The organism is Alitiscatomonas sp., assembly GCF_037242085.1.
Classification (GTDB): domain Bacteria; phylum Bacillota; class Clostridia; order Lachnospirales; family Lachnospiraceae; genus Alitiscatomonas; species Alitiscatomonas aceti.
In genome coordinates this window covers 1-8,581 of record NZ_JAXXBR010000080.1, presented here as the reverse complement: position 1 = coordinate 8,581, position 8,581 = coordinate 1, and the positions used below count along the sequence as shown (strand labels likewise).

At 54.3% G+C, this 8,581-nt stretch carries 7 protein-coding genes and 1 other RNA gene; all 8 read left to right on the top strand.

The annotated features are described in order from the left end of the window. Positions 1–57 precede the first annotated feature (57 nt). Positions 58–319, top strand: an RNA gene (gene ffs, locus WIH05_RS07615) — signal recognition particle sRNA large type. A gap of 229 nt (positions 320–548) precedes the next feature. After that, positions 549–1,634, top strand: a complete 1,086-nt coding sequence (locus tag WIH05_RS07610) for an ATP-dependent 6-phosphofructokinase (protein ID WP_022274312.1) — start codon at positions 549–551, stop codon at positions 1,632–1,634. Between the two features lie 3 nt (positions 1,635–1,637). Next, positions 1,638–3,257 carry a DNA polymerase III subunit gamma/tau gene (dnaX, locus tag WIH05_RS07605; protein ID WP_215654375.1) on the top strand — a complete coding sequence of 540 codons (1,620 nt, stop codon included), beginning with the start codon at positions 1,638–1,640 and terminating at the stop codon, positions 3,255–3,257. A gap of 107 nt (positions 3,258–3,364) precedes the next feature. Continuing rightward, a complete protein-coding gene (locus WIH05_RS07600; protein WP_022274315.1) occupies positions 3,365–3,715 on the top strand; it encodes a YbaB/EbfC family nucleoid-associated protein in 351 nt (116 codons plus the stop codon). 1 nt (position 3,716) lies between these two features. Next, positions 3,717–4,313, top strand: coding sequence for a recombination mediator RecR (recR, locus tag WIH05_RS07595; protein ID WP_022274316.1), 597 nt, complete (start codon positions 3,717–3,719; stop codon positions 4,311–4,313). A 38-nt stretch (positions 4,314–4,351) separates the two neighbouring features. After that, positions 4,352–6,463 carry a hypothetical protein gene (locus tag WIH05_RS07590; protein ID WP_022274317.1) on the top strand — a complete coding sequence of 704 codons (2,112 nt, stop codon included), beginning with the start codon at positions 4,352–4,354 and terminating at the stop codon, positions 6,461–6,463. 83 nt (positions 6,464–6,546) lie between these two features. Continuing rightward, positions 6,547–7,377 carry a Cof-type HAD-IIB family hydrolase gene (locus WIH05_RS07585; RefSeq protein ID WP_215654371.1) on the top strand — a complete coding sequence of 277 codons (831 nt, stop codon included), beginning with the start codon at positions 6,547–6,549 and terminating at the stop codon, positions 7,375–7,377. Positions 7,378–7,388: 11 nt separating this feature from the next. Next, positions 7,389–8,150, top strand: coding sequence for a CvpA family protein (locus WIH05_RS07580; RefSeq protein WP_022274319.1), 762 nt, complete (start codon positions 7,389–7,391; stop codon positions 8,148–8,150). The last annotated feature ends 431 nt before the right edge of the window (positions 8,151–8,581 follow it).

Sequence of the window (8,581 nt, the reverse complement as noted above, 5' to 3'; positions counted from 1 at the left end):
GCGGAAAACGGCGGGAATACTTGACAAAACCACGGCTTCCATGTATACTTAACTAATCCGCACAGCCGGGGAGTCAGCGGTGCCCTGTACCTGCAAGCCGCTAGAGCAGGGGTGATGTTCTGCCCCGGGTGTTTCACTGTGAAGCTGCCCCTGGTAAGAGGCGTTGACGTTTTGGTCTTACGCAATGGGAATCTCTGAACCGTGTCAGGGCAGGAATGCAGCAGCACTAAGGGGAACCTCTCATGTGCCGTGAGGGAGCCGGAACTGAGCAGGCTGCCAGGGTAACGTTTATGGTGGGCATTCAAAGCAGAACGTGCGGATAAAAGATATAATTAGGCCTGAAGGGGGTGCGGTGTTGAAAAACACCGTGCCCTCTTTCGCGTTGCGGGCAGGCTGAAATCTGTGAGTGTTCAGGTATGTGTCTTCTTGTCCGCGTGTGGCTAAAATTTTTCTTGCCCCTAGGTTTCCTTTGTATTATAATGACATAATGGACGACGTGTACCTGTTTGACTCGTAACCGTCAGAACGGAACAGAAAGGATGGACCATATGAAACGAGTTGGTTTTCTTACAAGCGGCGGCGACTGCCAGGCGTTAAACGCGACCATGCGCGGCGTGGCCAAGGGCCTGTACCAGATCTATCAGGATGAGGTAGAGATCATTGGATTTGAAGACGGCTATAAAGGGCTTATGTATGCCAATTACCGTATGATGAAACGCTCTGATTTCTCTGGGATCCTGACAAAGGGCGGAACTATGCTGGGAACCTCCAGACAGCCCTTTAAGATGATGCGGGTTCCGGACGAAAACGGGCTGGACAAGGTGGAGCTGATGAAGCACACTTACTATAAGCTGAAGCTGGACGCTCTGGTGGTCCTCGGGGGAAATGGAAGCCAGAAAACAGCCAATCTCTTAAGCAAAGAGGGCTTAAACGTAGTAGGCCTTCCAAAGACCATTGATAATGACCTCTGGGGAACGGATATGACCTTCGGCTTCCAGAGCGCTGTGGATATCGCCACCAATGCCATCGACTGTATCCATACCACTGCCTCTTCCCACGGACGGGTGTTTATCGTGGAGATCATGGGCCATAAGGTGGGCTGGCTGACGCTGCACGCCGGTATTGCGGGCGGAGCCGATATCATCCTGCTTCCGGAGATCCCCTATGATCTGGACGCTGTGGTGAAAAAGATCAAGGAAAGGACCAGGGGCGGCAGCCGTTTCTCGATCCTGGCTGTGGCAGAGGGAGCCATATCCAAAGAAGAGGCGGCCATGTCCAAAAAGGAATATAAGAAAAAGCTGGAGGAACGGGCGCAGAAATACCAGTCTGTGGCCTATGAGATCGGAGCGAAGATCCAGGAGATGACCGGACAGGAGATCCGGGTCACGGTTCCGGGCCATATGCAGAGAGGCGGTGCGCCGGTGCCCTTTGACCGGGTACTTTCTTCCAGGATCGGCGCTCATGCGGCAGCTATGATCGAACGGGGAGATTTTGGAAAGCTGGTGGTCGTGAAAAACAACGTGATCACAGATATTCCCCTGGAGGAAAGCGCCGGAAAACTGAAACATGTGGATCCCCAGTCGGATATTATTAAAGAGGCAAAGCTTCTGGGGATCAGCTTCGGAGATAAATAAGAGATGTCATATACAGCGCTTTACAGGAAATGGCGGCCCCGGGTCTTCGGGGATGTGAAGGGCCAGGACCATATCGTTACGACTTTACAGAATCAGATCCGGTCAGAGCGGATCGGCCACGCCTATCTGTTCTGCGGGACCAGGGGAACAGGAAAGACCTCTGTGGCCAAGATCTTTGCTAAGGCAGTCAACTGTGAGCATCCAGAGGACGGAAGCCCCTGCGGAGAGTGTCCCAGCTGTCAGCAGATCCAGGCAGGCACATCCTTAAATGTGGTGGAGATCGACGCGGCCTCCAATAACGGCGTGGAGAATATCCGGGAGATCCGGGACCAGGTCCAGTATCCGCCCACCGAAGGAAAGTACCGGGTCTATATCATCGATGAGGTGCACATGCTGTCCACTGGCGCCTTCAACGCCCTGCTTAAGACGCTGGAGGAGCCGCCGTCCTATGTGATCTTTATCCTGGCCACCACGGAGGTCCATAAGATCCCGATCACGGTGCTTTCCAGGTGTCAGAGATACGATTTCCGGCGGATCACGGTGGATACCATTGCGGACCGGTTAAAGGAACTGACCGATGCAGAGGGCATGGCGGTGGAGGACCGTGCCCTGCGGTATGTGGCGAAGGCCGGGGACGGCTCCATGCGTGATGCACTGAGCCTTCTGGACCAGTGCGCGGCCTTCCATTATGGGGAGACCCTTACCTATGAGAATGTACTGGACGTACTTGGAGCTGTGGACAACCGGGTGTTCCGGGAGCTGTTTGGCGCCCTGAGGAACGGGCAGACAAAGGAATGTATCTTAAGACTGGAAGAAATGGTGATCCAGGGCCGGGAGCTTTCCCAGTTTGTGGCAGATTTCATCTGGTTTTTGCGGAATCTCCTGATCTTAAAGACAGCGGATGAGGCGGAGGAGCTTCTGGATATGTCGGAGGACAATCTGAAGCAGCTCAGGGAGGATGCGGCTTTGGCCGATGAAAATGTGCTGATGCGGTATATCCGTGTGTTTTCCGAGGTCCTGAATCAGATCCGGTTTGCGGCCCAGAAGCGGGTCCTTGTGGAGTTGGCGTTTATCCGGCTGACGAAGCCCGAGATGGAGCAGTCCATGGATGCGGTGCTGGAGCGGCTGGAACGGCTGGAACGCCAGATGGAGGAAGGGATCCCGGCGGCCCCGTGGCCTGGAAACATGGCCGGGGACGGAAGCCAGCCAGCCCTGCCCCAGGCGGTACAGCCCCAGGCCCCGTCTCTGGAAAGCAGAGAGGCGGAGCCCAGGACGGTGACCCTTCCTAAAGCCCAGCTGGAGGATCTGAACCTGATCCGGAATGAGTGGGGAAAGATCGTCCGGGAGATGGGAATGTCCATACGGCCCAGCTTCCGGGAGACGGTGGTAGAGCCGGCGGGCGACAGCTGCCTGTGCATCGTATTCAGCGATGCCATGAACTTCAGCATGGGGAGCCGCCCCAGCATCCTTGGGGATCTGGAGCGCCATGTGGAGCAGGCCTACGGGAAATCCATCTATTTTAAGGCGCGCCTCAGGGAAAACGGCGAGCGTCTGGATACCAGGTATATTACAGATGAAGAGCTGAGGGAAAATATCCATATGGATATCACCATAGAGGATTAAGGACCGGGCCGCAGCCCGGCGCGCCTGGGGACAATAAAAAATATCAAAAACAGGTAAAAATAGAAATAAACAGAAAAAACGAAAAGAATATGCAGGAGGAAAGAATCATGGCGAAACGCGGTGGTTTTCCGGGCGGTATGCCCGGTAATATGACAAATTTAATGAAACAGGCCCAGAGGATGCAGCGTCAGATGGAGGAGAAGACCAAGGAGCTGGAGGAAAAGCAGTATACGGCAGCAGCCGGCGGCGGTGCAGTGACGGTGACCGTTTCCGGTAAAAAAGAAGTGGTATCTGTGAAGATTTCTCCCGAGGCAGTGGATCCCGATGATGTGGAAATGCTGGAGGATATGATCGTGGCGGCTGCCAATGAGGCCTTCCATCAGATGGAAGAGGCGTCCAGTGCCGTTATGGCGGAGCTGACAGGCGGCCTTGGAGGTTTAGGAGGCCTTTCTTTCTAACATGGACTATTACAGCAGTCAGATCTCGAAGCTGATCGAGGAATTGTCAAAGCTTCCGGGGATCGGAAATAAGACGGCCCAGCGCCTGGCCTTCCATATCATCAATATGCCGGAGGAACAGGTGGACCGGCTTTCCGGAGCCATCCGGGACGCCAAGCACAACGTCCGGTACTGCCGGGAGTGCTATACCTTAACGGATCAGGAGCTCTGCCCCATCTGCAAGAGCCCGGCCAGGGACCACAGCGTGATCATGGTGGTGGAGAACCCCAGGGACCTGGCGGCCTATGAAAAGACCGGGAAGTTTGAGGGGGTCTACCATGTGCTCCATGGAGCCATTTCCCCCATGCTGGGGATCGGTCCCGGGGACATTAAGCTGAAGGAACTGATGACCCGACTCCAGAAGGATGTGAGGGAAGTGATCATTGCGACCAACTCAAGCCTGGAGGGGGAGACTACGGCCATGTACATCAGCAAGCTGATCAAGCCCACAGGGATCAAGGTCACCAGGATCGCCAGCGGCGTGCCGGTGGGCGGAGACCTGGAATATATCGACGAGGTGACGCTTTTACGTGCGCTGGAGGGCCGTGTGGAGCTTTAGGCGTAAGACGGCCGAGGAATTTAGGAGATGCAAAAGAAATGGATAAATATGAGTTTAACATAAAGGTGGAGCAGATCAAGAAAATGGTCAGCCGGGGAGACTACGAAACGGCCATGAAGATCGCGGATACCATCGACTGGCACCGCGTGCGGAATGCGAGCCTGCTTTCCATGATCGCTGAGATCTATGAAAAAAACAAGGAATACCAGGAGGCAAAGGATATTCTGCTGCTGGCCTTTGAGCGGGCCCCTATTGGCAAGCGCCTGCTTTACAAGCTGACGGACCTGGCCCTGAAGGAGGGGAACATTGCCGAGGCTGAGGCCTATTACCGGGAGTTCTGCGACCTGGCCCAGGATGATTCCCGCCAGTACCTTCTCCGGTACCTGATCCTGAAGGCGAAAAAAGCGCCCCTGGACCAGCTGATCCGCGCCCTGGAAACGTATACGGCGGTGGAAGTGGACGAGAAATGGCTGTATGAGCTGGCAGAGCTGTACCACAAGGGCGGCATGGGCGACCAGTGCGTCAGGACCTGCGATAAGATCATGCTGCTGTTCGGACTGGGAAAATATGTGGAAAAGGCCATGGATCTGAAGCTGGAGTACGAGCCTCTCAACAAATATCAGATGGATCTGGTGGAGAACCGGGACAAATATGAAGCGAAGCTCCGGGCTGTGGAGGAGGAATTTGCCGGAAATCCCTCGTACCAGGATGATTATGAGGACGGGAGGGAGGCCGCAAAGCTGGAGGAACCTTCCTATGATGTGGAAAAGGAAGTGGTCATGCGCCTTCATGAGGACGCCCAGACCCAGAAACTGGCCCGGGAGATGTCCAAGCTTTCCGATACGGCTGCCCATACGGTAGAGGTGGAAGAGGACGACATGGACGCCACAAGGACCCTGGACGATCTGCGTTCCATTAAAGAGATCCGGCCCACAAGGCGGGTGCTGGATGTGGAGGCAGAGCGGGAGGGAGAAGAGTCTGACCGGGAGATCGAGCGGCAGAGAATGGCTATCCGCGCTGCCAAGGCCCGGGAGGAGATGGAGGAAGAGGCTCTGCGCCGTGCTGAAGAGGAGCGGGAGCTGGCCCGCAGAGAGGAAGAGGAGCGCCGCGCCAGAAAGCAGGCGGAGATCGACAGAGAGCGGGCCATGCGCCGCAGCGTGCGCACCATCCGTCCGGAAGAGGAAGAGGACGACAGCGACAGCCTGGAACTGGAATCTCTGGACGAGGGTCTTGACCTGAATAACCTTATGATCGAAGCGGTCAACGATGAGGATGGCCTGGCAGCAGCTCTGGACGCCCTGAGAGAGATCCACCGGGAGTTAGGCCATAAGAATCCGGTGGCCAAGATCAGCAGCGAGAAGTTAAACAAGCGCGGCATCAGCGCTGTGGCCTCCAGACTGGCGGGAAAGGATCTGATCATCGAACATGCGGCAGGCCTCAGCAACGCAGTCCAGAACGAGCTGGATGAGCTGATGGAACGGGATAAGAGCGGCATGATCGTGGTGCTCATTGATACTCCGGAGAATCTGGAGGCTCTCCATGGGAATAATATGTCCCTGGCAAGCAAGTTCCAGTATATCGGAGCAGACAGCAGGGCCCAGGAAAAACAGCAGAATGAGGCGGCCCTGGAGGAGGCGCTGTTAAAGCAGACAGAGGTCCAGGAAAAGATCGCCCAGGAGGTGGTCCAGGGCCGGGAGCCAGAGCCGGAGGAGGGCTTTGACGGAAGAACAGAGGATTTCCGGGATATGCCTGAAGCCAGGAGGGAGGAGCCGCCGCATCTGGAGCAGGAAGAGCCTGTCCGGGAAATGGCGGCAGCGGCCCCGAAGATGGCTGCCGGAGCTCCGAAAGAGGATGATCTGGATGACAGCACGGAAATGGAGCTGGAGGAGTTCGCGCAGTATGCGTGCAAGTATGCGGCAGATATTGACTGTAGCATTACGGGAAAAAGCATGCTGGCTCTCTATGAACGTATCGAGATGATGGAAGAGGATGGTGTCCGGCTGACGAGGAAGGCAGCGGTGGATCTTATTGAGGAAGCCGCAGATAAGGCGGAAAAACCGTCTCTTGGAAAGAAGATCACAGGGCTGTTTTCTTCAAAGTATGACAAGGAAGGCCATCTGATCTTGCGGGAAGATAACTTTTTTGATTAATGGACCGGGGGTGCTGTAAAAAGCGGATTCTGCGCTTTCTTTTTGCAGCAGCCCCTTCTGATTATGACCAGGGAGAGTGGAGAATGAAGATCAGGCTGATCGCAACCGATATGGACGGGACGTTCCTGGATGATGAGAAACAGATACCGGAGGCAAACTGGCAGGCTCTTCTGGCATGTGCGGCCAGAGGGATCCAGATCGTACCGGCCACTGGGCGCACGGTACGGGGGATCCCCGACAGGATCCGGACGCTTCCGGGAGTCCACTATGCCATAACCACCAATGGAGCTGTGGTGGCGGATCTGAAAGAGGACCGGATCATCAGCACCTGCCGGATCCCGGTGGATACTGCTTTGCGGGTACTGGAAATGGCCAGAGACAGCGGGGATGACATCATGTATGATGCCTATATGGACGGCATAGGCTGTACGACCCAGTATTTTTATGATCACGCAGAACGGTATGCAGTTTCTGCCGGAGTGGCGGCGCTCATACGGAAGACCCGCCGGGTGGTTCCAGATAATATCCGGTATGTAAAGGAAATGGGGAAGGAGATCGATAAGATCAACATGTTTTTTACGGACATGGAAGCCAGAAAGAGGATGCGTGTTTCCCTTAGGCAGATTCCGGGGATCCTGGTGACATCCTCGATCCCCAATAACCTGGAGATCAATGCGGCAGGCGCGGATAAAGGGAGCGCTCTTCTCAGACTGGCGGAATTTCTCGGTATCGGCAGGGAGGAGACCATGGCCTTTGGGGACGGAGAAAATGATCTGTCCATGCTCCGGGCAGCCGGTCTGGGGGTTGCCATGGAAAATGGAGAGGAGCAGGTGAAGCAGGCGGCGGATTTTGTGACTGTTTCCAACAACGATGCAGGCGTAGCCAGTGCGATCCGAAAATTTGTGCTTGAGTGAGGAGATGGAAGATGATGGAAGGAGTCTCTGGATTCTCCGGCCACTGGCTGGAGATCCTGGCAGCGGTATATCTGGTGGGAATGGTGCTGTATGGCCATTACAGAGGGTTTATACGGCTGTGTGTGTCAGCGCTGGCCCTGGTGATCAGCCTTGTGACAGTGCGGGTGGCCCTGCCATACGTGACAGAGTGGCTTAAAAACGATACGCCGGTCTATGAGTCCATCCGTCAGGGGATGGCGGATGCAGTCGGCCTGGATGGGCTTTTGGACGGTGTGCTGGATATCGGAGAAGGAACCGGCGGGAATGGAGCCGGAATTGGAGAGAGAAGGACCATCGAAGAGCTGAAGCTGCCAGAGCAGATGAAGAGGATCCTGATCGAAAATAATAATAGAGAAGTGTATCAGATGCTGGGTGTGGAGCAGTTTGGAGATTACGTGGGCGGATACCTGGCGGATACGGTCGTTAAAGCGGCGGCCTCGATCCTGCTGTTTGCAGTGGTATTTATACTGCTTCATATTGTGGCAGCCTGGCTGGATCTGATCGCAAGGCTTCCTATAATAAAAGGACTCAACCAGATCGCCGGAGCTGTACTGGGAGGCGTGGAGGGCCTTATGTTTTTATGGATCGTCTGCCTGGTACTTACTGCGCTGTCTGGGACGGATTTTGGAGCGGCAGCCATGGGGCAGGTGGCGGCAAGCCCGTGGCTGTCCTGGCTGTACGACCATAACGTGATCTCATATTTTATTCTGGGCCTGGTAAAGGGCATGCTGTAAAAAATGATCCCAGGGCCGAAAATCTTTTCGGCCCTGGGATAAAATTGTATGACTGCAGTACACAATTTTCATAGAATGACCATAGGAAAAGGTAAAAAAAGAAGTGAGGACTTTTAGAAGATAACCACAAAATATAGATAAAACAAGGAAAAAAAGTCGTATCTTGTGATTGGTAAAAAGCAGGAAAAATTGTTCTAAAAAATAACACAAATTTGCTTGACATTCCTGGAAGAACATGGTATATTAAAGCTCCGATGAGGGACAGACCTCACGGAGCTGTTACTTTTTTCGTTCGATGTTGAGTGATATCGACAAAAATTCCTGAAAAAAAGGAAAAATAAAAAAATGAAAAAAGTTGTTGACAAACGGCGAACAACATGATATACTATCTAAGCTGTCGCTGAGAAAGACAAGAACAGCACAGAACCTTG